The sequence below is a fragment of the Lacticigenium naphthae DSM 19658 genome (genome assembly GCF_000425865.1).
Lineage (GTDB): Bacteria > Bacillota > Bacilli > Lactobacillales > Carnobacteriaceae_A > Lacticigenium > Lacticigenium naphthae.
The window spans coordinates 1-26,666 of the sequence record NZ_AUEG01000006.1 but is presented as its reverse complement, the minus strand read 5'-3'; the positions used below and the strand labels follow the sequence as shown (position 1 = coordinate 26,666).

Here is a 26,666-nt window from a genome sequence, read left to right as displayed (position 1 = left end):
GAGCTGAGCTTTTCAGTTGCAACTCAACTCTTCCCTTATTTTTATGTCAGCCAGTTCCGTCCGGATTTTAGTCCATTCAAAGCACCGGATGAATACGGCGGAAACAGTAGCCTATTGGCATAATCTGCGGTCTGATGATACAGTACTTTTTCATACGTGAATGTTTCATAACTGTACCGTCCATGATAACTCCCTAAGCCACTTCTCCCTACTCCACCAAACGGGATATTGGGATCGGCCACATGCAAAAGCACTTGATTGACTAATACAGCACCCGTCTTCATTGCCTGCTCGACTTTTTCGATCCGACTTGTCTGTTTGGTAAAGAAATACGTAACCAATGGCGCTTCTTGTTGCTGCAACTGCTCAAGGAGTAGACGCAGCGAGTAATACGGGACGATCGGTAAAATCGGTCCGAATATTTCTTCTGTAGCGAGCGCAGAATCTTTTTCGATTTTCTCCATCAACGTGGGTTCAAAGTATCCTGTTTCTTCGTTACTTCTGCCTCCGTAGACGATTCTCCCTTGGGTCAAATGGTCGCGCATTTTATCCAGTTGCTTCTGATCGATCAAGCGACTGTAGTGTTCACTTTCTTCCGGTTCTCGTCCATAAAATGTGCGGATCGTTTCAATGGCTAAGCGTTTAAATTCTTCTTGAACGGTCTCTTGTACATAAATCGTATCGGGGGCGATACAAGTTTGACCGGCATTTAAAAATTTTCCCCAGATGATTTTTTCGACCGATCCACGTGTGCAATTCGTTTCGTCTACGATACACGGGTTTTTCCCACCTAATTCAAGCGTGACCGGGGTGATAAACTTACTGGCAGCTTCGTATACTTTTTGTCCCACACTCGGACTTCCCGTAAAGAAGATATAATCCCATTGCAATTCCAATAAAGCTTTGGCTGTTTCGGCTTCGCCTTCCACTACAGTGATTTCTTCCGGATCAAAGTAGCGTGTGATCAATTTGTTTAGCAAATGACTCACCGCTTGAGATTTTTCAGAGGGTTTCACAAAGCAGCGGTTCCCAGCGGCAATGGCTCCAATAAGGGGGACCACTGTCAACTGTAACGGATAATTCCACGGGCTGATGATCAGAACAGAACCATATGGCCTGCGCAGAATGGATCGTTCAACTTCCCCCATGACCGAATAAGTCACCTTTTTTTCAGCTGTCATCCAGTTTCTTAAATTCTTTTTCACATGGTCGATTTCATTGAGTGTCGTCGCCAGCTCAGAAGCATAGACCTCGATGGCTGAATTTCCTAAATCTGCATACAATGCTTCAAACCATTCTTCTTCGTGTTGTTCCAATAAATATTTTAGCCGGTCTAACTTCTCAATGCGCTCACCGATGCCGTTCCCACGTCGCAATTGCACACTTTCTTTTTGCGCATGTTGAATGCTGACCCATTTATTTTTATCTTCAGTTACTCTACTCATTTTTCGTTTTCCTCCCTTTCTACGATTTTATCCCGGACTTGCTGACCACTGAGCGTTACCATCGCCATACTGCCTCCTGGATTAACTGTCCCGCCCACAAAATATAAATTGTCATATTTTTCGCTCGTTTTCGGATGTTTGAAACCATGATTTTTCTTTTTATCCGAAACGGTACCATACAGTGCGCCCCGATAAGAACTGTAATTCTCTTTGATATCCTGTGGCATCCACATATCTTCCACCACAATATTGTCACGTAGCCCGTCCAGTCCCATCCGCTCTAATTTGACCAATATACGCTCGCGTAGGTCTTCATAGTCTTTTTGGGTAAATGGGTCATCCTGGATATACGGGACAGGCGCCAATATTTTAATGTTTTCGTGTCCGGGCAAGCCTTGACCCGGATCTGTTTTATTGACATTCACTAAATAGATGGTCGGATCTTCCGGCAATTGTTTCTTTTGAAAGATGGTTTCAAAGTTCGTTTTGGAATCATTGGAGAAAAAGAAGTTGTGGTGGGCTAGTTGTGGATACTCTTTTTTGACGCCTAAAAAGAGGACCAAACCAGACGCTGCCGGTTCAAATTTTTCTGTCAATTTTTCTGTATATTTTTTGTCTTCTTTAAGTAATTGCTCATACACGGGGATCACTTCCATGTTGGAGACATATAGATCGGAAGTGACCTTCGTTCCATCGGCTAGAACGATAGCGGTGATCAAGTCATCTTCTTCTTCCATCTTTACGACTTTGGAACCGGTATGGAACGTGACGCCGATTTCTTTGGCTAAACGAACGATTCCTTCGGCAATATGGTGCATTCCACCTGGAACGTACCAAGCTCCTTGTTCATGATGCATATAGATCAGCATATTTAAAATAGCTGGTGCAGCATATGAAGAAGATCCTACATAGTTGATGAAGTAGCCGAGCATATCTTGAAAGTGCGAATTGGAAATGCGCTCATTAATAGCTTCTTGCATCGTCAAAAAGCTATCAAAGCCTTTCAAGCTCCCTATCATCCCGTGTTCTTTGAACACTTCCCAAGTTGTATCGATTCCTTTATCAAAATATCCTTTTTCAGCCAATTCATACAATCCACGAGAATACATCAATAACTCTTGGTATTCATTCATGTCGGAAGTGCTTAAATTAGGATTTACTTTGTGCATTTTTTCTAAATCACCCATTAAATCAAGGACTGTCCCGTCTGAGAAAAAGGAGCGCCTTTCTGTTTCTAGGCGTTGAAGGGGAATATATTCTTCCATTTCTTTCCCGCTATTTTCAAACAACCCTTCAAAAATCCATGGCATTGTTAAAATGGATGGGCCCAAATCAAAGCCGAAACCACCTTTTTCAAGGCGGTTCAACTTCCCGCCCAAGTGCTCATTCTGTTCATACACTTCAACGCTATACCCTTCTTGAGCTAAGGATACTGCAGCAGACAAACCGCCTAAGCCTCCACCGATAACTGTTACTGATTTCTTCATATACGTGACGCTCCTTTCACCCTTTAGACTTTACTAATTTTACTATAGCATACTTGAGAACGGTTCAGGTATTCATAAGGTGCAGGAAATTATCCGGAGCTAGAGCCTTTTTCACTATCTTTTATGTAAATGGTACGGTTTGATAGCCTATTTATGAAAGCGCTCCGATTTATGCATGAAAAAACACACCTGTCTGGAGATGACAGATGTGCAGAAATGGTTATGGGCGTCTGATAACCAGACAATAATTTCTCTATGTGTATCTAATATAACAATAAGAACTCGTTTCGTCCAGTCTGTTTCTGAATTTAATGGAGAGTGTTGAAATCTTGTCACACAAATTTTACATTCAAAGAGAAAAAGCTCCTCCAAAGTAAAATGGTATACCTAAAAGGAGTTTTTTCACATTGCTTACTTAGTGCTATTTAATCACTGTCTCATACCCTTTCTCTTTCAATTCTTCCGCGATTTTCAACGCGGCCGTTTTCGTTCCATAAGCTCCAACTTGGACTCGATACAATTTTTTCGGATACGATTTTGTATTGTCTTTCTCTGTGTATCTAATTCCTAGATACAAACACAGCACTTTGATCACTGCTTCTGCAGCTGAATAAAAATTTTCTTCCTGTGAATAAAATCCAACATCCTCTGAATGATCCAAGAATCCGTATTCGATGATGACGACTTGGGTGGTCCCTGTTTTTCGGTGCATGAAATAATAGTCTTCTCCCGACTGCATTTTGCGATCGAACACTCTGCGGATGGGCAGTCCAGTCGCCTCTTGTAAACCACGGGCAAGTGCTTGTGCCAATGCTGGTTTAGCATAATGCGAATGAATCGTTTCGATCCCTCTTACAGATCCATTGTAGGCGTTGAAATGGTTACTGATGCAATAATCATAGCGATTTCGAATCAGTGCTGCACGCCGATTCGGCTCTAGGGTTTGGTCCTGTGACCGTGTCAAACTCACACTAGCCCCCATTTCTTTCAACCGTTTGAATTGATACAGACTCATTTTTAAATTCCACTCTTTTTCTGCAATTCCCCAAGCTGTTGCACCCGAATCTGAGCCTCCGTGTCCCGGATCGATCATGATCGATTTCATTTTTTTCTCCTCTTTTCTTTAGACTATGGTTTCGTGTCCTACTTAGTGTTGATTGGCGCACGTTTGTAAATGAGCCAGCTTTTTAGCCACTTGTTTTCTCCATACATACACCGTTTTTCTGCTCACGTGATGCTTTTTGGCGATCTCGCTGGCAGATAGTTGCTCGATCACAGTATCCACCACATAATTTCTTTCTCTGGGTGTCAATAAAGCTAATAAACCTTGCAGCCATTCTTCTTCTAAGATCCGTTCTTCCATAGATTTTTCTGAAGTCGGTTCCGTTTCTTCGAAGAACTCCGGTAGGGCTTGTTCTTGTACTGATTTTTTCCAATCTTTTCGCAAGCAGTCAACGATATACCAGTCGATTTTTCGATAAGCATACCCGACGAACTGATACCATTCGGCCTCCTCTTCAAAAGACAATGGAAATTGTTCATAGGCTTCGACTAATTTGATCGAGCCATTTTGAAAATAATCATCGTAATCAGATCGGAAAGAAAAGATGCCTCGTTTTCTTAATATAGATACGATGATCCCTTTGTATTGAGCGAAAAATTCTTGTTCCATTTCTAAGGGTAAGGATCTTTTTTTCTTGTTCCTTGTTCCTGCACTCATCTTCGTTCGCTTCCTTCTCACTACTGTTACAAGGCCTTGTACACTCCTAGCTTAGCGACTGGAAATGATTTCTTCGAATGGTCATTGACCGGTAACACACGCTATACTTTTGTTCACCATCGCAAAAGTATCCTGAAAATACCTGGATCCATTCTATCTATATACGTTTTTTCATCTCTTTTTCATTTTTTATTTTTATCCTGCTCCCTTTTATTTTTTTATATGGCATTTACATGAGAAAAGGGTGTCGAAGTCCATTGTTAAAATCGTACAAAATCATGGTAACTGCTCAGTCATTCTGAAACAAATCTAGCCATTATTTATACGAACACTCCTTTTCTTTTCTAAGGTCAATTTTTTTAGCGCACAGTGGGTGGGTTTATTTCAAAAAAAGAAAATGCACTCATTAAAAATTAAGATGAATCTTCACAAAGGCCTACCGAACGTCTTTGTTAGCGGTTACAATCATGTGGAGTTGTGTGATTAAATCAAGAGAGGTGGAATTGTGTGGATCAAGATTTTTTAAAGGAACAAGGTAGAGGGTATTTGCTTGCGCAACAGCAGAACTTTCAGCTTACGAGTGATTGTGTGGCAGAGGTGGTGCAAGCGTACCCGTCTTCACCTTTTGTTTACCGGTTGAATGGGACACGGTCTGTTCAGCCGGAGCATTCAGTGATCAATGAACGATCCGTGCCGGATTATTTGGCTGTGGCGTTGGAACACAATCAGTTTCTGATCAATGAGGAAACGGTCTATTTATTGGATTTATCGACTGTTTCTTCGTGCAAATATAATACACTGATTTTTCAATTGCACCAGCTTCCGATCAAGACGCTGGAGAAAACTTCCTCCTTATTAAAGCGCTACTTTTCTGTAAAGAAATGTTCGTATGAGGTGGTTCAATGGATGGGAAAAAGTCTTGGATTGACGCAGCGTTGTCCCTATGTGCTCGGGGAAACGATGTTTGTTCCCAATAAAGGTGCGAGTCGCGGTTCAGCCAGTTGGTATGCGATGCACCACGTCGTATCGGCGTCCAGTCCGACGAAGAAGGGTGTGACCCAGTTAAATCTGCGGAACGTGTATACGTTGGAGTTGCCTGTAAAAAAGGAACAGTTTTCGAAACAAGTACAGCGGGTTGCTGATTTGTACTATGCTCAAAAATGTGTAGCTTGTTCCTGGATAGAATATTTTGAATGGTATAGTCAACCGTTAAAAAGTGTCCAGCAAAATATCATTCATCTCTATTTAGCTGAATCAGAACATGCACAGAAGAAGTTTAATTTATTTGAACTGATGACCTACCTCCAATACTTTAAGTTGCAAGAAATACTGACAAAGGTATTTGGTAGTGAAAACCCGTATATAGCAGAAGTAATGGACTATTTCAAATACTCTAGTCCATCTAAATTGATGAAGGATGATCCTAAAGAGACGCGCAAACAGTCGGATTAGACAGCTGAATCATTGGAAAATCGTCCCGTCAAAAAGAAGCTCTGAATCCTTTGTTGGGTTAAAAAAGCAGCCTCTCTTTAGCGCGCAAGCATACTGTTCTCCCGCGAGAAAAATACAGCTTTTTCCGTTCAGCGGATCGATCTTTCTCACGAAACGACCACGCTTTCAGTGCTGATGAGCTGACTGATCAAAATAGTTGAAAACAAATGAACATGCCTTTTTTACTGTGCTGTAGTTAACTGGCCCAACCCAGAATGCAGCGGAGAACACACTTGTTATACCGTAAAATAACACCCAGAAAGAAAGAGTAATTTTAGTCACCAACTCTAACAAATCGATCGTCATTGTCCTGTCTACTCACTGATCTGATAAGACAGACAGGAGCAAACAAAAAAAGCCTGAAAGAACGGTGGCGACTGTTCTTCTGGGCTCTTTTTGTTTCGTGCTAGTTCATTGTCGTACATGCATTCAAGCAGTACCTTCCCCATTGTCTGCTTATAGAACACTAGGCATTCAGTTTAGCTAGATCATCGCTCGACTTTGTCCATGACCGATCTGTTTAAACCAGAAAAAAGAAGCGCGCAAGCTCCAACAACTTTTTTTGAGTAAACCAGAAACTCTTTTACTTAAACAGTTGGCATCCGAATATGCGGCTCCTGTATTCTGCTAGTGATCAGAAATATAATTTATTCGACGGAAATACTGGATCTGCTGTAATATCGATTCCTAACTGCTTGAGGATCTGATCATCATCCCGATTTAACAAAACGGTCGAATGGGCCTGGATATCTCCCAACTCAGCTAATCTATCATAAGCAATTTGAGCAGTCCGATTGGTCACGGCACTGATAGCTAAGGCGATCAGTGTATCATTGGCTGTTAATGTTGCGCTTTTATTATGCAGATTTTCGCGCTTCATTCGTTGAATAGTCTCCAGGATCATCGGAGATAACAACAATATCTCATCAGAAATATTAGCCAGAGTTTTGAGGGCATTTAGTATGGCCGCTGAAGAGGCATCCATCAAATCAGACGTTCGTCCAGTGATCACTTCACCATTTGGTAGTTCAAATGCAATGACCGCTGGGATTTCTGGAGTTTCCTCGCGCTTGCTTAGTATTTCCGCATAATTTCGTGCCGGCATTACAGGTACGCGGTCTTCTTTCTTCAAACCGACTTCTTCCAGGATCAGCTTAATGCGGTTCACCGTTTCTTCATCGACCAACCCTTTTTTATAATCGCCTTCAACGGCAAATACACGCCGGATGATTTCTTGTTTAGAGGCTTCTCTTACAACTTCATCATCAACGATACCAAATCCGACACGGTTTACACCCATATCTGTTGGTGAAAGATAATGTGATTCTTTTCCTGAGATTCGCTCAATGATCCGTTTTATGACAGGGAATGTTTCGATATCGCGATTATAATTCACAGCTACTTTTCCATAAGCTTCGTAGTGAAAGTTGTCGATCATGTTGACATCTTTCAAATCAACCGTTGCGGCTTCATAGGCAATATTCAACGGATGTTTCAAGGGAACATTCCAGACTGGGAAGGTTTCAAATTTTGAATAGCCTGCCTCTTTGCCTTGTTCGTGTTCATGATACATTTGACTCAAGCAAGTAGCCAGTTTACCGCTCCCTGGTCCTGGAGCAGTCACTACGACAATGGGCTTAGTCGTTTCGATGTAGGCATTTTTTTCGAATCCATTTTCTCCCACAATGGCATCCAGATCAGATGGATAACCCTCGATCGATTCATGTGTGTATACTTTGATGTCACGGCGTTCCAATTTGTTGATAAAAACTTTTGTCGCAGGTTGACCATGGTAACGTGTGATCACAATGCTATTCACACTGAGTCCATATCCACGCAATTCATCGACCAAACGGAGCACATCTTGATCATATGAAATGCCATAATCTCCGCGTATTTTGTTTCGTTCAATATCTCCTGCATAAACACAAATGAGCATTTCCGCTTTATCTTTCAGCTTTTGAAGCAGCTTTATCTTTGCATCTTCATCAAAACCGGGTAATACGCGTTTGGCATGTTTGTCCCCGATCAATTTTCCACCAAATTCAAGATAGAGCTTATCGTAGTCGTCGACACGTTCCAAAATATATTTCGACTGTTCTTCGATGTATTTCTGCAAATCAAATCCGATTTTTTTCATCTGAACTCCCCCATACCTCTTCTATTCATTAAAACCGTTCTTCTTTTTTAACATCACCTATCTATTATAAATGTTAAATCGAATCAAACAAGGGGGAATGTTGAAAAGTCTCAAAAACCTTGTTTTCACCTCCGTTTATTTGATCCTTTGAAACTGGATTATGTTACTGTAACTGTTATGCTCCCGGTTTATACTTGAATCAAGATTATGAAGGAGCTGTTCTAAATGAAATTTTTAAAGTCGCGGAAATTAGGGATCATCATTGGTTCTATACTCATTTTATTTGGTGTTTTATTTCTTTTAGCTGAACCTATACAAAATGCTTATGTTCGTCACCTTTCCAATCAGCTTACCGATGAAATCGGAGTGGTTGCATCAGACAAGGATTCTGCTTCTTTTGATTTCTCAGCGGTTGAAGAAGTGACTTTAGAAGATCTGTTGCAATCACAGTTTAATCAAAGTGAATTACCTGTAGTCGGTAGTCTTGCTATTCCAGAATTAGGGATGCACTTAGCTATCCTAGAGGGAGTCTCCAATGAGAATTTAATTGCAGGGGCTGGTACAATGAAACCTGACCAGGAAATGGGCAAGGGGAATTTTTCTTTAGCCAGTCACAACATGAAGGATCCTACTTTGCTCTTTGCTCCGCTCCATCAGGCAAAACCTGGGATGAAAGCCTACTTGACAGATAAACAACACGTTTATGTCTATGAAATTGCGACCCATGAAATCATTGAACCTACTCGTGTGGATGTGATCCGAGATACCCCGTCGGAATTGTTGACGATGATCACTTGTAACTACAATGGGGATATGCGCCTAAATACCCAAGGAGAGTTGATCGATTCCTTTCCTGTCAGTGAAGCGCCAGAAGAAATCAGAGCTATCTTTAATTTACCCATTCACTAAACTACAAAGATGGGTATAGTTGTTGTATACTGAAACAAATTCGTGTAAAGGAGCGCATCTATGGGGTTGTTTGATTTTTTAAAAAAAAAGAATGAATTTAAGGTAACCATTGATCCGACTGAAGGATCAAATGAAATCGCCTATTTTACTGACTTTCGTGCTTCTTCAGTAACGGATGATCGATCTACTATCGAACAGATCGTCAATAAAATCATTGCAGAAGATCCGTTCAAACTCTTTTACGGTAGTCACTCTGAAACAGGTACGACCCATTCCCCCAAACTATTATTCAAGTATCAGGAAATAACGACGATGGCTGTAACGTTCGATTTCGAAAAAGTGAGTCACTTGCCCATCTACATAGAGGGGATTTTATTGGGAAATGTCCCTTCAGAAATCGAAAGGGACTTGCGGGAATGGCAAGTTAAAAAGGAACTGACTAGCTACGTATACATCACAGGCGGACCCTATAGAGTCATGGATGAAGAAAATGGTCGAATAGTTGACCGCGAAGAAGCGTTAGACTTAACGATTTATGTTCAATACAATTAAAAAAGACAGCTGGGCGAAAACGCCGAGCTGTCTTTTCCATTCTTCTTATTTAATTAAATGTAAGTCTCTTTGTGGAAAAGGGATCTCAATTTCTGCTTCTCGAAACTTTCTGAGTATCGTGAAGTGCAAAGCACTTTTTATCTGGAATTCTTTTTCTGGATCATTGATCCAGACGAATAATTTGAAATCCAACGAGGAATCACCGAAACCGACAAAGAAAACAAAGCTTTCGGGATGGATCATGATTTCCGGCCAATTCGCTCTTTCTTCTTCTGCAGCAGCAACAAGCAAGTCACGAACGTGTTCTACATCGCTAGCGTAAGAAACGCCCACTGGGATCACCAATCGCAAGCGTGTGTCTCCATACGAACGATTGATCACCTTTTCTTCTAGGAAAAAGGAATTGGGAATGATGATGCGCTCGTTGTCTAACGTCTTAACAATCGTCGCGCGCATTTTTATTCTATCGACATCACCAATAATATCATCAATAATGACCCGATCGCCGACTTTAATGGGGCGTTCAAATAGCAGAATGATCCCGGAGATAAAGTTCGAGGCAATGTTTTGCAATCCAAATCCTAACCCAACTCCCAGTACACCGGCGAAAACGGTCAGACTACTTAAATTGAATCCTAAGGAATTGAGCGAGAATAACAAGGCAATGATCATAATAAAGTAGTGAACCATTGTATTGAAGGTAAACCGGATACCACGGTCTAGATTGTATTTATCATAAACAGATGGCAAGACATATGCTTCTATTAGTTTGGACAAGCGAAAAGCGAGCACCAAAACGAATACGACAATAATAATGAGAAACATGGAAATAGATGAATTCCCTATTTTAAATAAAGGACTGTATATCAAACGAGATTCTAAAAAATACGTTAAAATAAAGGTCAAAAATGCAAAACTGGACAGCCAGTTTACTAAAGATAGCCATAAGCGCTTTGACTGTTCGCTGTGGGTAAAGCGCAAGACGGCTCTTTTGGCTAAGGTATAAGCAAAAAACAACAGGATCAAACCAATGAGGGCAATCAGCCAGTAGCTCCAGCTGAAAGTTTCGATGGTCTGATAGGCTTCACTAAATTGATTCATGACACGTCTCCATTCTTTCTGATTTCATCCCTAGTGTAACATATTCCAAATAAAGACAGAAAAATACATAAACTGTTTAGTGGAATAGCGCACTATTCCACCTTTATTCAAAAAAGCGACAGTCATTTTTATTGATTCTATACTAAATCGTGTTTTATATTTTAGCGAACGCATTGGTGGGAGTTCATAGAGAATCTAAAGAAGTTTAATAGAATAATGTCCAAACTTCTTTAGATAATGATTAAACGAGAGAAGTTTATCGGAATAGCGACCAAACTTCTTTAGATAATGATTAAACGAGAGAAGTTTAACGGAATAGCGACCAAACTTCTTTAGATAATAATTAAACGAGAGAAGTTTAACGGAATAGCGACCAAACTTCTTTAGATAATGATTAAACGAAAGAAGTTTAACGGAATAGCGACCAAACTTCTTTAGATAATGATTAAACGAGAGAAGTTTAACGGAATAGCAACCAAACTTCTTTAGATAATAGAGAATATTAGAATATTTTGCGGAATAGAGACAAGGATACTTGTCTCTTCAAAAGGTAATTACTTTTTTTGCGGAGTTAGCACGTAAACTCACAGAACTTCATAAGAAAAATCTTTTCCTTCTTCCTTTTTAGTGATATTATCGCTCCTGGGACCGAAAGATTGCATAAAAAAAGGTAGAAAACAAACCTGTTTTCTACCTTAGACAAACTGATCAACACGATTGGGCAAAGAACCCTTTTCATTCAGAGACTCTGCTTTCTTGTTAAAGATCTTTCCAGTCATCTTTTTTTAATTCATCTAAAATCTCGCGTAAAATTTGATTGTGTTCTTTTTTGAGTTGAATTACTTTCATTACTACATATACAATAAGGCCAAGTACAGCTAGATACAGGAATAAACCAAATACGCCGAAAAATAATCCTCCGCCACTTGGAAACATCCATGAATCATTTGGAAACATCATATAAATCCTCTCCCCTCTTTAAATCCTAGATTAATCTTATAAGAAAAACGAAACAAGGTCAAAATTTCAAATCACAAACCCAATATAAAAAAGCGACTCAAGCCCGCTTTGACTTCCGTGAAAAATAGGACCCCTGCCCTTGAATGAGCACCCTGCGCAATGGGGTATGGGTATCATTTTTCAGGAGAGGCCAGGTTTGAGTCGCTGGACAATTAAAAAGCGACTCAAGCCCGCTTTGACCTCCGTGAAAAATAGGACCCCTGCCCCTGAATGAGCACCCTGCGCAATGGGGTACGGGTATCTTTTTTCAGGAGAGGTCAGGATTGAGTCGCTGAACATCTTTTAGGAACTGGATCAATTCAGCTTCATGGATAAAACTTTTTTCAAAACCTAACGCATGCGCAATTTGTGAAACAGAAGGTTGTTCTAAAAAAGCTTTTTCGAGGACTTCTTTTTCTGAAAAAACTTCTCGTGTTTCGTCATCTAAAATGACTTTCCCTTGATTCAGGACGATTGTGCGTTCAAATACTTCAGCCGCAAAATCCATATCATGCAAGATACAAATCACTAGCTTCCCTTCTGCTTTTAGTTCTTGAATAATGGCTTTGATTTTTTCTTTTCCGGCAAAATCTTGGCCCATGGTCGGTTCATCGAAAATGACCATCTCTGTATCCATTGCCAAAATAGAAGCCAATGCGATCAGCTTTCGCTCCGACAGGCTTAAATCATAAGGATTTTCAGCAACTTTGGATTCTAAAGCAACTTTTCGTAAAGCATTCATTGCTTGTTTTTCCGCTTCTCTTTTAGAAAATCCAATATTCAATGGACCGAACATGACTTCGTCTAACACATTGGTTTTAAATACTTGATCATTGGGATTCTGGAATACTAGTCCCATTCGTTTAGCCAACTGTGCAGCTGTCTGCTCGCTAATGGATTTTCCGTCAACAAGCAATTCGCCTTTATCTGGCTTCAGTAGCCCCTTCATGAGTTTCACCAAGGTTGTTTTTCCGGCCCCATTCTGGCCGACTAGCGCCGTCGTTCGGCTATCAAAGTCGATCGTCAGTCCTTGGAAGATCGGGATAATCGGAGAATAAGAAAAATCGACTTCTCTTACTGTAAAAGTTTTCATTTGTCTTCCCCCAATCGTTTGAATTCTTCGATCGTTACAGGATAGAGCTTCGTCCCTGGATACTGGATCCCTAAAGCTTTGGCGATGGTCGTCACCACTGGAGGCGTCAGTCCAAAGTCTGTGAGATCCCCTCTTGAAAATATGTTCTCTGGTGTATCTAGATCGACTTGTCTGCCTTCATGCAATAACAAGACACGATCGGCATACTGCGCGATTTTATCCATCTTGTGTTCTACTAAAATGATCGTCATGCCTCCTTTTGTCAGCTCTTCGATCACTTCGAACACTTCCTGCGAGCCTTGGGGATCCAGTTGGGAAGTCGGTTCATCTAAAATCAATACTTCCGGTTCCATTGCCAAGACGCTCGCAATCGCCACGCGCTGCATCTGTCCACCAGATAAATCAAACGGATTTTTGTCTTTCACACTATAAACAGCCAATAGCTTCAAATATTTCTCAATTCGAGTATGCATCTCTTGACGCACTAAGCCCATGTTTTCCAGTCCAAAGGCGACTTCCTCATAGACCGTTTGCTTGGCTCCTGTCATTTGAGAAAAAGGATTTTCGAATACCAGACCGATATTTTCAACGATGGTGGCGATTTCATGGTCTCTGACTACCAATCCATTCACGGTCACTTTGCCTCCATAAGCTCCTTTGTAAAAATGCGGAACCAGTCCAGCCAGTGCATAGCAGAGTGTTGATTTCCCGGCCGTATTTTCACCGATGATCCCTAAGCACTCTCCTTTTTCAACAGAAAAATTCAAATCATTCAATACAAGTTTAGTGGTATCTGGGTAACGGTATTTTAAGTTTTCTACTTCGATGGTACTCATCCAATCACTCTCCAAACGATTGCCAGCAGGATGATGATGACGAGCATACCGGCAAATTGTTTATTGTACGGATAGATTTTTTCTTCATTTAAAAATGTTTTCTTTCCCGGTGCATCAAATCCACGCATCTCCAAAGCAATGGAACGCTCTTTCGTCTCGTTCAAGGAATTGAGGACTACTGGGCCAATCAATGGAAAGAAAGCTTTGATGCGGACCAGCAGTTTCCCTTCTGTTTCCATGCCGCGGGAACGTTGAGCATCGGTAATTTTGCCCATTGTCGCGCGCATCTGCGGGATCAGTTGCAAGACGGATAGAATGACGTGGCCAATTTTAGGCGACATGCCTTTCTTGATCAGCCTTTCCACCATTTCATCCGGCCGTGTCGTCAAAATAAGCACGCTGAATGCACCCACCATTACCAACACACGCAGGACCAAGCCGAGTGCGACAGTCAGACCTTCTTCGTAAAACACGACTGGTCCGATCGCGAACAGTTCGGTCGCGTTGTCGGGATGGAAAAACCCTTGGACAATAACGAGTGAAAAAATCAAGACCATGCTGAGTGCAACGATCGGTAAGCTGTTACGAAAAACTTTTCCGACGACCAGCAAGAGGAACGTGATGAAGAGAACCCCTGCAATAAACAAGGGTTCAGGTAAAATATACGTCAGAGCAATGCTTGCAGCCACATAGAGTAGCTTGACAAGCGGATCGAGATGATGGATCAGACTGTTTTTTTCAACATATAATGTCATAGAACCCATAAGATCACCCTTTTATATTTCTTCGATTTCAGAATCTTGGCGGTAGATATTGGTCAAGGAATTTGGCAAGCCTTTAAAGATGAAATAACTGATCAACACAGTCACGACTTTATCCGGCACGTCTACGACAATACTGTCTCCGAATGATGCGAGCCATTGCGGGCTGTTGGTTGAAATCAGGAAGGTGTAAAATGCGTCTCCCCAGATGTTCCCCGTTTGGCCACCCCAGAAAATCATGTTCAGCGGTGTCGAAACGATCGCGGCAACGACTCCGGTCACTAAACCGACGACGACTGCTTTTTGGATAGAAGAGATCCAGCCTTTATGAGCCATGATCCCAACTGTCAAACCGATCGCTCCACTGGTGATCGCGTAAACAGTTGAAATGGGATCGGCGGTGATTCCAAATATGATGTTATTTATGATACCGGATGCTGCTCCAATGATCGGGCCTGCTAGCATACTGGCTAATACCGTCCCGATTGAATCCAACCAGAGGGGCAAACGTAGCAAACTTGCAAATAATTTCCCTAAATAATTGATCCCGATCGCTGCTGGGATCAAGACGATTGCCGCAGTCGATAGTTTTACCGACCACATACTTCGTTTGTTTTTACTCATCACATACACTCCCTTTTTATTCGTTGTCTAATGAAACGATTGTTTCTAAAGCCAACTTTATTTCGTTCTGTTCTCCTTTGGCTGTCAGCAATTCACCCGACTGCAACTGATTGATCCCGGCTTGCAGGTCACCTGCATAGGGAACCACCACATTCAAAATAGAAGCAGCACGTAAACCGCGCAAGCGTGCGAGGGTAAATAAAGCAGCCGTCTCCATGTCCGATCCGATCACGCCTTTTTTAGACCAATAGGAATCAATAGCTTCTTCTTCATCTGTGTAAAACGAATCATGACTGCGCACAACGCCTACATGATGGCGGACAGTCACTGCCTCAGCTTGTTTTCTTAAATGAGTGAGAACGGTATGATCACTGACAGCTGGATAAGTTGAAGAGATGTAAGCTTTAGACGTCCCCTCATCTCTAATGGCCCCTTCGCAAAGAATCAAATCACCCATTTTCAAAAAAGGTTGTAATGCACCACTACTTCCAATTCGAATAAGTGTATGTACCCCGATCCTTTTTAATTCTTCGATCGCAATCGCAGTAGACGGCCCCCCTATTCCGGTCGACACCACTAAAACAGGCACTCCTTTATAAGTCCCTTTTACACTGCGGTATTCTCGATTGTAAGCTATTTCTACCGGGTCTGTAAGAAATTTTTTCACACGCGAAACACGGTCGGGGTCTCCCGGAAGTAATGCGTATCCTGCTCCGTCCATTGTAGTCAGTTGAATATGCGGTTGTTTGTCCATCATATGCCTCCTTTCTCGTACGTTTTCATTGTGTTAAGTGTACAAAAACTTGCCTAAAAATGCTAGACAAACGGTTGACGACACACCACTTTTCAGATAGGAAGAAGAAAGGTGTGAGTATTTCTTCTTCCTACCTAAGTATTACCTGGTTCAGGTAACTTTCAGACACCAAATGGTCCCTGTTTTTTTCAGTAAAATAAAAAAGAAGAAACAGCATCAGCTGATTCTTCTTTAATTGTTGGTTATTTTTGCGTAGCGTTAACATATGCGCCAACGACTCCAGCATCATTCATATAGGCACACGCTTCTATCGGAACTTGAAAGTCTTTTGTCCAGTCTTCTAATCTTTCCATTCGGCGGTTCAAATAGGGAACCAGATCTGGATGAGCACTGATGCCGCCACCGATCAAGATCTTTTCCGGATTTAACATAGTCACAACATTGAGGATCCCGATACATAAACGATCGAGCCACTTATCAACGATTGCACGGACTTCCGGGTTTTGCTTTACTTCTTCAAAAATCATTTCACCAGAAACACGGTCCAATCCATCTAATCCTTTGTATTTTTTGTAGGTATGGATCAAGACATGGATGGAACAAAAATTATGCAATGTTTTTTCTGGATCCAATGTATAATTGATCCGCATTTTTCCCATTTCACCGGCTTTAAATTGAAAACCGCGATACAAAGCATCGTTCAAATACAGAGCGCCTCCTATGCCCGTTCCAATAGTGAACAATAAAAAGTTCTCTACGTTCTGACCATTGCCCGAATGTTTTTCTGCCAAAGCAGCACAATTAGCGTCATTTTCCACAAAAATAGGATAACGAAAAGCAGTCGCTTCCCCAACTAATTCCTTGATGTTTTGTTTATAAAAATACGGAATCGCACCAGAAGCTTCTGCAAATCCAGTTTGTGGATCGATAAATCCTGGAAAACTAAAGGAAACAGAATCGATTTGTGCCTTTTCTTGATAGTGTTCCACAATTTCTACAATCTTATTCATAAATGCAGGACGATCATCGGGGGTGGGGTAAAAGTTCTTGTCCACTAGCTTCCCTTCTTCATTAAATAGGGCATGCTTGACTGCAGTTCCTCCTACATCAAAACTGATTACACTCATTTACACCACTCCTCTCATTGGTTGACTAATGGAACGGCTATTTAACCTGCAAAACCCAAACTGGCAGTTTCCGCTAGCTAACTGAAAATTTTGTGGTCCTCTATTCCCTTTCGGATGTCTCCTGCTTACGGTACAATTCAATTAACTACTCATAATTTATTGTACACCAAATTTGTTCAAATAAGGGCTGAAGCACTTGCTCCAGCCCTTATTTCATTTTTTTTATTAAGCAGTTTCTACAGAAGCGACTTCAACAATATCCATTTCGTCACGCAACTCAGCTGCTTTGTTTGACGCGATCACGAAAGGTTCATACGTTAGAACAGAAAAAAAGAAGTGAAGGAATAAAATCCCCTCACTTCAAATCTATTTTTTATTCGCCTAAATCTTGTCCATTTGTTTCGATGACTTTTTTATACCAGAAAAAGCTATCTTTTTTATAGCGATCAAACGTATTGTCTTCCGTTTCGTCGCGGTCTACATAGACAAAACCGTAACGTTTTTGGTAACCGTTCAACCAGCTTAATAGGTCAGTATAGCTCCATGTGCAATAACCTAAGACTTCTACGCCGTCGGTAATAGCTTCTTGGATCGCTTTCACGTGTTGGCGGAGATAATCGATGCGGTAATCATCATGGATACTTCCGTCAGCTTCCAATGTGTCGTATTCACCCAGTCCATTTTCAGTGATCAGGATAGGTAGATCGTACCGACTAGAAATTCGACGCATACCGATACGTAAACCAGTTGGATCGATGTCCCAATCCCAGTTTGTACGTTCAACATAAGGATTCACGGCTGTTTTATACAGTCCCGGAACACCACTTGCTTCAGTAGTACCTTTTTCACCAGAGTAGTTTGCTTTTCCGATGCCGACGCCTTCTTCTATCGGATTGCTTTCTACTGCATCAGTCTGGTAATAATTCAAGCCCATGAAATCCGGTTTTCCGGCTTTCAACAATTCCATATCGCCATCTTGGATTTCGGGTGCTAAATCATTTTCTACTAAATAATTCCACACAACTGTTGGATATTTCCCGAATGCATAGACATCCATCCATAAGTGAGCTTCAAAGTCTTCAAAGTTCAATGCTGCTAATTGATCAGCTGGTTTTGAAGAAAAAGCATAAGCTGGATGATAGGCAAAACTCGGACCGATTTTTCCATCGATTTCTAGTTCTTTAAATCGTTTGATCACAGAAGCATTAGCCAAATTAGCTACGTGGTTAGCAGCATACATGCGTTTTTCATCCGTAACTGCTGGTGGATGAGAAGCTAGTTTATACCCATGTTGAATGAAGACATTTTGTTCATTCAATGAAACCCAATATTTTACTTTTCCGTTATAGCGTTTAAATAAAATCTCTGCATAACGTGTGAAGTCTTCAATGATTTGACGTGATTCCCAGCCTTTATATTTATCTTGTAAGGCTTGCGGGATATCCCAGTGATACAATGTAACGACTGGTTCAATATTATTCGCGACCAATTCATCGATCAACCGGTCGTAAAAAGCCAATCCTTCTTCATTCACTTCGCCGTCTCCATCTGGAATGACACGAGCCCAAGCAACGGAGAATCGGTAAGCTTTCATACCCATCTCAGCCATCAATGCGACATCTTCTTTATAACGGTGATAATGATCGACCGCTACTTTTCCGTTTGTTCCTTTGAACGTTTTTCCCGGGATAGTAACAAACCGATCCCAAACAGATTCACCTTTACCTGCTTCATCCCAAGCACCTTCTACTTGATAAGCAGCCGAAGCCGAACCCCATAAGAAATTTTCTGGAAACTGTTTTAACTGTTTGTGTTCCATTCACTTCACTCCTTTACTTTGCTTCCTTTAGTATAACATGAAAAGGATTCCAACAATCAAGCAAAACGTAATAAAATTTTACTTTTTCCATCTATCCTATGCTAAACTATAGATAACTATTTTAAAAGAAAAGCAATTCAAGCCTGCTCTGACCTTTGTAAAAATAGGACGGTCACCCCTGAATGAGCATCCTGCGCAATGGGGTGACTGTATCTTTTTTACACAAGGTCAAGGCTCGAATGGCTAGACAAAATAGAAAAGTTCAGCAAGCTCGTTTTGACCCTCTTGAAAAATAGGCCATCAGCCCCGAATGAGCATCCCGCGCAATGGGCGAATGGATCTTTTTTCACGTAGGGTCAGAGCTTACTGAACTAGCCAAAATAGAAAAGTTCAGCAAGCTCGTTTTGACCCTCTTGAAAAATAGGCCATTCAGACCTGAATGAGCATCCTGCGCAATGGGTAACTGTGTCTTTTTTACACAAGGTCAAGGCTCGAATGGCTAGCCAAAATAGAAAAGTTCAGCAAGCTCGTTTTGACCCTCTTGAATAATTGACAAATCAAAATTTAGAAAGTAGGCTTTTTATGAAACCTTATTATATTTTTATCGATATTGATGGAACTTTAGTTGGCGACAATGGCTATGTTCCCCAAAGTGCAGTGACAGCTATCCGTACCGCACGTCAGAATGGACATCGGATTTTTCTTTCCACAGGACGATCAAAACCGGAAATTTATGATTTTATCCTAGACATTGGAATAGACGGAATTATAGGAGCCGGCGGAGGATTCGTGGAAAACAACGGCGAAATGCTTTATCATCAAAAGATGCCTGAAGCAAGCGTCCGCCACATTCTCGACTTTTTTATTACACACGATATGGATTACTATCTTGAATCCAATGATGGCTTGTTCACTTCACCAAATTTTATTCCTCAAGTCGAAAAAATTCTTTATGGAGAAAAAGTAATCCACGATCCTGAACTCTTAGAAGAAAAAAGAAGTCACCCCCATCCATTCATAGCAGGGTTGACACCTAGTTCCCAACACGAATATCATCCCGATATCAATAAGATTTGTTTCTTGGAACACCCAAATGTGCCCTTCGAAAAAATCCTCACTAACTTTTCTGAGGAATTTGAAGTGCATCAAAGTACAGTCCCGGCTTTTGGAGAAAATAGTGGTGAGCTGGCCATCAAAGGTGTGCATAAAGCCAAGGCCATTCAACATTTACTCGAAAAACTTGACCATCCTTTAGAACAGACTTTTGCGATCGGGGACGGGTTAAATGATGTAGAAATGCTACTGTATTGTTCCATTGGCGTCGCAATGGACAATGCCAAACCCGGATTAAAATCTATTGCAGATGATATCACAGACTCCGTCGAAAACGACGGACTTGCAAAAAGTTTTAAAAAATATGGCTTAGTCTAACTAGTGAATAAAAAGGTCGGAACCTAGGTTCCGACCTTTTATTCATCTGTCCGAAGCTGTTTGTTTATTCAAACAAACTTTTTCCATTTGTTTCAATAACTTCTCGGTACCAATCGAATGATTTTTTCTTGTAGCGGTCAAAACTGCCCTCGCCGTAATCATTGGCATCGACATAAATAAAGCCATACCGTTTACTCATTTGACTCGTTGAAGCACTCACGATATCGATCACGCCCCAAGAAGTGTAACCCATTAGGTCGACGCCATCTTTCACCGCTTCATTCATGGCTTTGAAATGCTCACGGAAATAAGCGATCCGGTAATCGTCCACCACCGTTTTATCTGCTGTCAAGACATCTTGTGCACCGATCCCATTTTCCACAATAAACAGCGGGATGCGGTAGCGATCGTATAGATCTATCAGAGAAATGTATAAACCGGTCGGGTCTATTTGCCAATCCCATTCGGATGTTTCCAAATAGGGATTTTTGACACCCGCTGTGATATTTCCGCCGACTTTATCACGCTGATCAGCATTCACAGAAGCGACCATGCTCATGTAGTAACTGAATGACAAGTAATCTACCGTGTGTTCCTTCAAAACCGTTTCATCCCCGTCTTCAAAATGGATCTGATACCCTTTTTCTCTCCATTCATTGAGGATATGCTGTGGATATTCGCCGAACACCTGGACATCACTGTAAAAATGATTTTCCCGATTTTCAGCTAAAGCCAGTTTCACATCTTGTGGGTTACACGTTTCCGGATAAGTCATGCGTTTTGTGAGCATCGCCCCCACTTGTGCCCCTGGAGAAACTTTGTGAATATACTCCGTAGCCAGTGCACTTGCCACAAACTGATGGTGCAATGCCTGATAGATCGCTTCTTCCGTTGCCTCTTTCGAGTCGTATTTTTCTTCTACCACTCCGACTGTGGTAAATGGATGGCGGAAGACACTATCGATTTCATTAAAAGTCAGCCAATAGGTGACTAGGTCTTTGTATTCGTCTACCACTACGCGTGCGAAGTGATCAAAGAATGCAATTACTTTTCTCGAGACCCAGCCATCATAATTGTCCACGAGATACAATGGCATTTCATAATGAGATAAGGTGACCAGTGGTTCAATGTCTAAGCGGCGCATTTCCTCAAATACGTCTCGATAAAATGCCAGACCTTTTTCGTTCGGTTCCGTCTCGTCTCCATTAGGAAAGATCCGTGGCCAGGAAATCGAAACGCGTAGTGTTTTCAACCCCAGCTCTTTGAATAAAGCGAGATCTTCTTTGTAGCGATGATAAAAATCTATCCCGCGTCTTTTCGGATAGTAGACGACATCATCTGTTCGTTTTGCCTTTGCGATATCTTCTAGTGTTACTTTCCATTGATTTTTATAGTCTTTTACAGAAACAGTGGGTTTAAATTGAGCAACGTCCGCTACAGACATTCCTTTCCCATCTTTCTTCCACGCTCCTTCTGCCTGATTGGCAGCGATGGCCCCTCCCCATAAAAACTCTTCTTTAAAATAGCTTTTCATATAGACAGCTCCTCCTATTTGATCCTTTTTGTATTTACAATAGTTCTCCACGATCCTTTTCTCTTTCCTATTCTGTTCTTTTGAGAAGAACTTTTTGTTATACTGAGTTTACCAATCAAATACGATCATCATGCAATAGTTTCCAAATAAGAAACTGTCTAAAAGGAGTGCACTATGGGATTACTACTTATGCGTTTATTTGCTATTGTGAATACACAACCAGCGGATACGACTGATTTTCATTTAGCTCGAACCCTGCTCGAACAGTATGACAACATAAAAATACTCACAATTTCAGAATTGGCAGAAAAATGTGCGGTTTCTAAATCTACCTTATCTAAGTTTGTACGTCAAATCGGCTTCGATGATTACCAATCCATGAAAGAAGCTTCTGGATTTGAAGAAAACCGCTACGATTTTCACTGGAATTATTTGAGCAATATTGTCAAACCGATGCAATCCAAAGGTCCCGATTTTTATTTTGATGCCGTTTTGCAAGACATTGAACGGTTGCGTACACAGTTGGATTATGAAAAAATCGATCGACTGGCTGCCGATCTTGTTCACTATAAAAAAGTTGCGACTTTTGGATTGCTCTTTTCCCAAAATGCTGCGCTCGATTTCCAGGAAAAACTGGCTTACAATAATAAAATCATTTATACTGCAATTGATGATATGGTCCAAGAAGAATATATTCGCACTGCCGATGAAGATACATTGATCATTATTTTTTCCAATTCAGGCTTGTATATTTCTCAAAACCAACTATCAAAAGCCCATCTCCCGAAGCGAACATTCAATAAAACAAAAGCCAAAATCGTGTTGATCACATCGGATCCCGATAAAATCGAACACGAGGCGGTCGATTACGGTATTGTTTTTGAACACACGACGAGCGTTCAAACCCACGCCCTGCTGTATCAATTGATCATGGACTTGATTGTTTCGCGCTATCGTTTATTGAAAAAAACTGATTGAACTTAAGAAAAAGACACCTCTTCACGAAATGAAGAGGTGTCTTTTTCTTACCTGCTAGTTGCTAGTTCGTGGATTCGAAATTGAATAAGGTACCCAAGGCCGTTTGGGTTTCTTTTTGTTCGCTTTTGTCGATCACTGCTGCGGTCACTGCATCTCCAGTCACATTGATCAAGGTCCTGCCCATATCTAAGATACGGTCGATTCCTGCAATCAATCCAATTGCTTCTACCGGCAAACCAACAGAAGCAAGGACCATACTGAGGACGATCATTCCTGAACCTGGAATGCCCGCTACTCCGATCGATGACAACACGGCCGTCAAGACGATCGTGATCTGATTCATTAAAGTGAGATCGATCCCGAACGCTTGAGCGGTAAAGAGTGCCGTGATACCTAAATACAAAGCACTTCCGTCCATGTTGATCGTAGCCCCTAAAGGCAATACGAATCCTGAAACATCTTTCGACATTTTCAAATCTTCTTGTGTGCATCTCAATGATACCGGCAGTGTTGCGGAACTGCTACAAGTCGTAAATCCGACCAGTTGCGCTGGCATGATTTTTTTGAAAAATTCTTTGATCGAATAATCGGTCCCAAATTTGATCAGCAAACCATAGGTAACGAACAGTTGTAAGATCACAGCGATGTAAAAGGCTACGATGATTTTCGATAAGGGTAGCAGGACATCCAGTCCATTGTTGGCTACGACAGGAACGATCAGTCCGAATACTCCAAAGGGCGTCAGTTCCATGATCATAGAGGTGATGTTATGAATGACCACTGAGACCGATTCGATGACGTCTTTTAAAGCGGCGCCTTTTTCTTGGCTTTTGACGATTCCCATCCCCAGAATCAATGCGAAGAAAATGATTTGGAGCATATTTGAATCCATCACGGCCACGATAAAGTTATCGGGCACTATGGTGACGATCGTTTCAATGAAGGAGACCGATTCTATCCCTTCATTGGGTTGGCTCGCGACCAGATTCATTTGTGAACCGGGTTCTAGAATGGACGAGACGATCAAGCCGATGGTGATGGCGACAGTCGTGGTCCCCATGAAAATGATGAGCGTTTTTATTCCAACACGCCCAATTTTGGCTAAGTCGCTGACATTGGCTACACCTAGAACGAGTGAAGAAAAGACGAGCGGTATCATGATCATCTTGATCAGGCGTATGTAGATGTCGCCGACTGCCTGAATCGTATTGGCGATTGCCACCTGATCTTGTAACAGGATCCCGACGATCACTCCCAGTAATAACCCAATAAAAATTCGTGTAGTCAGTCCTACTTTTTTCATCTTTTTCACTCCTCTTTTCTTGAATGATACGGATTTGTCCCCGTAACCTACTTTTTTTCAAAAAAGTAATTTGAGTCCCATTCTACTCTAAATTTTTCTGAAAGACAAACTAAGTTGAAGTGTTTGCTGAAATTTTCTGAAATCGATCAACTATTGTCTTTGTTTTCCTATTTGAATACTCCTGTTACGGCAGTCCCGCCAACTTCTGCCGTTCTGCTTGAAGCAACACTGGCGTGCTTCAAATTGAAAAAAGCATCGGACACAGTGTCCGATGCTTTTCCTCTTACTTCAGTTAACCATAAATTGTTTGTTTGGATAGGGAAAATCAGTTTAGTAGCAGAGGTTCAGTTAATCGGTTTCTACTGTTGGTGCTTCTTCCTCTCGTGCTCTTTTGTTCACTAGGTGCGTCACAAGGAATAGAATAACAATGTTGACTGCATTGATCCCTACGCCCATTAAAAAGGCATTGGTATAAGAGCCCGTAAAGTCATAAATAAAGCCGACGATCGATAAGGAGAAAGCCCCTCCCATACTGATCGCGAACGAGATCAAGGGGTACAGACGCGCAAAATTCAAACGGTCAAAATACTCGTTGACAAGTAACGCGATGCCTACCGATGGAATAGAATAAGCGCCACCAAATAGGAAGCCCCCCGCAATCAATAGATACGGTGCCTGGACCATCACGAGTAGAATACTCACCAGTAAATTCAATACCAGCATACTCAGTGTCGCTTTAATTGGCCCAATATAGTCACTAATGAATCCTAAGCTGAGCTTGAAAAAGATATTTCCTAGCATGGCCGCAGATAGCATGGATGCACCGACTTGTACCGAATGCTGTAAGGTTTCAGCAAATCCCGGAAAATGCTGCGGGGTTCCTGTAACAATCGTCTGCATGATGGCGAACAGACTCAAGAGTCCAAAATGTTTCCAGTTGATATCTGCTTTTTTAGATAATTCCCCACTTGTTGCCTCTGTGGCGCTGACATTATTTCGCTCATCCTCTTCAACCTCGGGAACATACCCATAAGGCAATAGCCCCTCCTCACGCGGACTCATTTCAAAAGGAATCAAAATAACGGGAAGACACAAGACGAATATCACCACACCCATGATCATATACGTCGTTTGCCACCCGATACTGATTATAAGCGATGCAAAGACGGGTGAAAATATGGCTCCGGCAACTCCACTAAAACTCAAAACTATGCTCGTAGCCAATCCGTGTTTTTCTTCAAACCATTCATTGATGATCATCGTTGAGGGAATAATTGCGTATACGCCTGTACCAATTCCACGAATGATTCCTAAAATATTAAAAGCCCACAACGAATCGGAAAATCCGAAGCCGATGGTACTGAATGCACCCATCAATCCACCAATAAGTACTAAATGTTTGAATTTATAGCGACGCAACAATGCTGGAATATACAATGCCACTACTGCAGCGGCTGCCAATGTCAACGTATTATGGATCGAAAAACTTCCGCGTAACACACCCAAATCTTCCGAAACTGGAGTAATAAATACCCCGCTCGACATAACGGGCAATCCAATTGCACTCGCAGTCAACCCGCACAAACTCAAAATGACGATCCAATGTTTCCAACTTTTATTTCTTGCTATTTCCCCCATACTGAGACCCCTTTTTACGTAGATTCAACTTCTTCCGGATACATGTCCAATTCTTTTTCGCGCACATTCAAGCGCTCATGATAATTTTCGATCTTATGATTCAGTGTTGCAATCGTTGTTTCTATTTCTACCCGTTTTAATTCCAGTTTCTCTTTTTCATCCTTTAAAATTTGAACGCGATCCGGAATGGTTTTATCCCCTTGGTGAAACAATTCCAAATACCGTGTCAAAGATTCGATCGGCAAACCTGCTCCTCGCATACATTTTACAAAATAAACCCACTTCAAATTATCTTCCGTAAAATCTCTTACCCCACCTGAAGTCCGGTTGACTGGGGGGATCAATCCGATTTTTTCATAGTAACGCAAAGTATCTGGTGACATAGAATACTTTTTACTTACCTCTTTGATTTGCATACTGCTCTCCCTCTCTTTTACTTTACCCATAGTTTACACTCTAGAGTTAACTCTAAGTCAAGGATGTGCTGCTATTTTCGAAAAACATTTTCATAAAATGTGAACAGAACGCTTTATTTTGCAAAAGAAATCGTTACTATTTTCAAAAAGAATAGAGACATCTCTAAGCAGTGAGTCCGTTCCGCTTCAGCGTGTTTCCATTTATGCAACAGGTGGTGCTTTTGATTGACTTCCGTTGCGATTACGCTTACAATTTGAATTAGCAATAACACTATATCTTTATAAGGATGTGTCTAGACATGACGAAAGGATTACCAAAAGATTTTTTGTGGGGCAATTCCGTTTCCAGTATGCAAACAGAAGGTGCCTGGAATGAAGGCGGCAAAGGTCCAAGTGTGTATGATATCAGAGATGCAAGCGAACACGCTTCTGACTGGAAAGTAGCGACCGATAGCTATCATCGTTACACAGAAGATTTCGACCATATGAAAAACATGGGAATGAACTG

24 protein-coding genes are annotated in these 26,666 nt (G+C 41.4%); 6 read left to right on the top strand and 18 right to left on the bottom strand.

The genetic code is table 11. The features are described 5' to 3' along the window. Nucleotides 1–41: 41 nt before the first annotated feature. The 4 genes from H626_RS0106440 to H626_RS0106425 all read right to left on the bottom strand — a co-directional run bounded on the left by H626_RS0106440 (nt 42) and on the right by H626_RS0106425 (nt 4,652). The gene (locus H626_RS0106440; protein WP_027108621.1) at nt 42–1,445 is read right to left on the bottom strand and encodes an aldehyde dehydrogenase family protein; all 1,404 of its coding nucleotides are present in this window, start codon (nt 1,443–1,445) and stop codon (nt 42–44) included. After that, nucleotides 1,442–2,932 carry a phytoene desaturase family protein gene (locus H626_RS0106435; RefSeq protein WP_027108620.1) on the bottom strand — a complete coding sequence of 497 codons (1,491 nt, stop codon included), beginning with the start codon at nt 2,930–2,932 and terminating at the stop codon, nt 1,442–1,444. The genes H626_RS0106440 and H626_RS0106435 overlap by 4 nt, the downstream gene beginning before the upstream one ends. Nucleotides 2,933–3,353: 421 nt before the next feature. Continuing rightward, a complete protein-coding gene (locus H626_RS10810; protein WP_051237880.1) occupies nt 3,354–4,037 on the bottom strand; it encodes an N-acetylmuramoyl-L-alanine amidase in 684 nt (227 codons plus the stop codon). 42 nt (nt 4,038–4,079) lie between these two features. After that, complete coding sequence (locus H626_RS0106425) at nt 4,080–4,652, bottom strand: sigma-70 family RNA polymerase sigma factor (protein WP_027108619.1); 573 nt, start codon at nt 4,650–4,652, stop codon at nt 4,080–4,082. 507 nt (nt 4,653–5,159) lie between these two features. Here H626_RS0106425 and H626_RS0106420 point away from each other — a divergent pair. Next, nucleotides 5,160–6,104: a competence protein ComK gene (locus H626_RS0106420; RefSeq protein WP_027108618.1), complete on the top strand. Its 945-nt coding sequence runs from the start codon at nt 5,160–5,162 to the stop codon at nt 6,102–6,104. A 673-nt stretch (nt 6,105–6,777) separates the two neighbouring features. Here H626_RS0106420 and H626_RS0106415 read toward each other — a convergent pair. Further along, nucleotides 6,778–8,283, bottom strand: coding sequence for a DUF1846 domain-containing protein (locus H626_RS0106415; RefSeq protein WP_027108617.1), 1,506 nt, complete (start codon nt 8,281–8,283; stop codon nt 6,778–6,780). A 225-nt stretch (nt 8,284–8,508) separates the two neighbouring features. On the opposite strand from H626_RS0106415, the gene H626_RS0106410 reads away from it, so the two are divergent. Further along, entirely contained in the window at nt 8,509–9,192 is a 684-nt protein-coding gene (locus H626_RS0106410; RefSeq protein WP_027108616.1) for a class A sortase, read from the top strand. A 60-nt stretch (nt 9,193–9,252) separates the two neighbouring features. Next, nucleotides 9,253–9,744, top strand: a complete 492-nt coding sequence (locus H626_RS0106405; protein ID WP_027108615.1) for a hypothetical protein — start codon at nt 9,253–9,255, stop codon at nt 9,742–9,744. A 45-nt stretch (nt 9,745–9,789) separates the two neighbouring features. On the opposite strand, the gene H626_RS10805 is transcribed toward H626_RS0106405, so the two are convergent. From H626_RS10805 to H626_RS0106360, 9 genes are all read right to left on the bottom strand, one after another. Then, nucleotides 9,790–10,845 (bottom strand): mechanosensitive ion channel family protein, encoded by a 1,056-nt coding sequence (locus tag H626_RS10805; protein ID WP_027108614.1) that lies wholly within the window; start codon nt 10,843–10,845, stop codon nt 9,790–9,792. 759 nt (nt 10,846–11,604) lie between these two features. Next, a complete protein-coding gene (locus H626_RS10800) occupies nt 11,605–11,805 on the bottom strand; it encodes a hypothetical protein (RefSeq protein ID WP_035618828.1) in 201 nt (66 codons plus the stop codon). A gap of 307 nt (nt 11,806–12,112) precedes the next feature. Continuing rightward, the gene (locus H626_RS0106390; protein WP_027108613.1) at nt 12,113–12,937 is read right to left on the bottom strand and encodes an energy-coupling factor ABC transporter ATP-binding protein; all 825 of its coding nucleotides are present in this window, start codon (nt 12,935–12,937) and stop codon (nt 12,113–12,115) included. Further along, nucleotides 12,934–13,773, bottom strand: a complete 840-nt coding sequence (locus H626_RS0106385; RefSeq protein ID WP_027108612.1) for an energy-coupling factor ABC transporter ATP-binding protein — start codon at nt 13,771–13,773, stop codon at nt 12,934–12,936. Before H626_RS0106385 ends, H626_RS0106390 begins: the two co-directional genes overlap by 4 nt. Continuing rightward, nucleotides 13,770–14,537 (bottom strand): energy-coupling factor transporter transmembrane component T family protein, encoded by a 768-nt coding sequence (locus H626_RS0106380; protein WP_027108611.1) that lies wholly within the window; start codon nt 14,535–14,537, stop codon nt 13,770–13,772. The genes H626_RS0106385 and H626_RS0106380 overlap by 4 nt, the downstream gene beginning before the upstream one ends. 12 nt (nt 14,538–14,549) lie before the next feature. Beyond that, a complete protein-coding gene (locus tag H626_RS0106375) occupies nt 14,550–15,158 on the bottom strand; it encodes a hypothetical protein (protein ID WP_027108610.1) in 609 nt (202 codons plus the stop codon). A 16-nt stretch (nt 15,159–15,174) separates the two neighbouring features. Then, complete coding sequence (locus H626_RS0106370) at nt 15,175–15,912, bottom strand: nucleoside phosphorylase (protein ID WP_156883264.1); 738 nt, start codon at nt 15,910–15,912, stop codon at nt 15,175–15,177. Nucleotides 15,913–16,154: 242 nt separating this feature from the next. After that, nucleotides 16,155–17,039 (bottom strand): ROK family protein, encoded by an 885-nt coding sequence (locus tag H626_RS0106365; RefSeq protein WP_027108608.1) that lies wholly within the window; start codon nt 17,037–17,039, stop codon nt 16,155–16,157. Nucleotides 17,040–17,412: 373 nt separating this feature from the next. Next, on the bottom strand, nt 17,413–18,858 hold the full coding sequence (locus H626_RS0106360; protein WP_027108607.1) for a glycoside hydrolase family 1 protein: 1,446 nt from the start codon (nt 18,856–18,858) through the stop codon (nt 17,413–17,415). A 582-nt stretch (nt 18,859–19,440) separates the two neighbouring features. Between H626_RS0106360 and H626_RS0106355 the strand changes: the two genes are divergently transcribed. After that, nucleotides 19,441–20,289 carry a Cof-type HAD-IIB family hydrolase gene (locus H626_RS0106355; protein ID WP_027108606.1) on the top strand — a complete coding sequence of 283 codons (849 nt, stop codon included), beginning with the start codon at nt 19,441–19,443 and terminating at the stop codon, nt 20,287–20,289. Between the two features lie 64 nt (nt 20,290–20,353). Here H626_RS0106355 and H626_RS0106350 read toward each other — a convergent pair whose 3' ends face one another. Next, nucleotides 20,354–21,823 carry a glycoside hydrolase family 1 protein gene (locus H626_RS0106350; RefSeq protein ID WP_027108605.1) on the bottom strand — a complete coding sequence of 490 codons (1,470 nt, stop codon included), beginning with the start codon at nt 21,821–21,823 and terminating at the stop codon, nt 20,354–20,356. Between the two features lie 174 nt (nt 21,824–21,997). Here H626_RS0106350 and H626_RS0106345 point away from each other — a divergent pair, with 174 nt between their 5' ends. Next, nucleotides 21,998–22,801, top strand: a complete 804-nt coding sequence (locus H626_RS0106345; RefSeq protein WP_027108604.1) for a MurR/RpiR family transcriptional regulator — start codon at nt 21,998–22,000, stop codon at nt 22,799–22,801. A gap of 61 nt (nt 22,802–22,862) precedes the next feature. Here H626_RS0106345 and H626_RS10795 read toward each other — a convergent pair whose 3' ends face one another. From H626_RS10795 to H626_RS0106325, 3 genes are all read right to left on the bottom strand, one after another. Next, a complete protein-coding gene (locus tag H626_RS10795; protein WP_035618825.1) occupies nt 22,863–24,104 on the bottom strand; it encodes a dicarboxylate/amino acid:cation symporter in 1,242 nt (413 codons plus the stop codon). A 348-nt stretch (nt 24,105–24,452) separates the two neighbouring features. Then, a complete protein-coding gene (locus tag H626_RS10790; protein WP_051237879.1) occupies nt 24,453–25,742 on the bottom strand; it encodes an MFS transporter in 1,290 nt (429 codons plus the stop codon). Nucleotides 25,743–25,756: 14 nt separating this feature from the next. Continuing rightward, complete coding sequence (locus tag H626_RS0106325) at nt 25,757–26,188, bottom strand: MerR family transcriptional regulator (RefSeq protein WP_245570085.1); 432 nt, start codon at nt 26,186–26,188, stop codon at nt 25,757–25,759. Nucleotides 26,189–26,457: 269 nt separating this feature from the next. Here H626_RS0106325 and H626_RS10785 point away from each other — a divergent pair. Continuing rightward, nucleotides 26,458–26,666: family 1 glycosylhydrolase (locus H626_RS10785; RefSeq protein WP_035618822.1), on the top strand; the 209-nt coding region annotated here is incomplete at its 3' end.